1 protein-coding gene is annotated in these 689 nt (G+C 38.3%); it reads right to left on the bottom strand.

Annotated elements, in window-relative coordinates; genetic code table 11:
* On the bottom strand, positions 1 to 689 hold a 689-nt coding region (locus SB765_RS27955; protein WP_410932268.1), incomplete at both ends, for a hypothetical protein.

Below are 689 nucleotides of genomic sequence, written 5' to 3'. Positions count from 1 at the left end.
CTACTTGAAGACATAAACTCATCTTCGGTTTTGGTATTAAAATCATCAACATTAAATGCATCCAGATCATCTGCAACTTTATCTGCTTTTTTTGCTGCGGTTGCTGCTGCACCGCCCATAACTGCGGTACCCATAACCTGGCCAAATTTGGTATTCAGTTCTTCAAATGATTTAAATTTATCTTTAGAGGTCATTTCGCTCAGATCCACCATCTGTTCAAACAGTTCTTTCTGAAATGATTCATCATCAATATTCGGAATTGCACTCTGATTCAGAAATTTAGATTCATCATAATTAGAAAAGCCGCTCACCTGTTTCACTTTCAGCACAAAATTTGCGCCTTCCCACGGACAGGTCACATCCACCGGGGTTTCGCCCATTTCCACATCCACTGCAATCATTGCATTAATTTTATCCCAAATTTTTTTGCCAAAACGATATTTAAACACTTTACCTTCATTTTCCGGTGCTGCCGGATCTTTCACAACCAGAATATTTGCCCAATAGCTGGTTTTGCGTTTAACCAGGCTATATTCTTTATTATCGGTATTATACAGATCATTTTTACTAATATACTGACACACCGGACAAGAATCATAATCGCCGTGGGTACTACTACAGGTTTCAATATACCATTTGCCATTTTTTTTAAAGCCATGATTAACCAGAATTGCAAACGGTGCCTGTTC

Origin of the sequence: Pseudomonas sp. SIMBA_067, from assembly GCF_046534675.1 — a bacterium.
Lineage (GTDB): Bacteria > Pseudomonadota > Gammaproteobacteria > Pseudomonadales > Pseudomonadaceae > Aquipseudomonas > Aquipseudomonas putida.
This window is presented reverse-complemented; position numbering and strand designations above follow the sequence as displayed.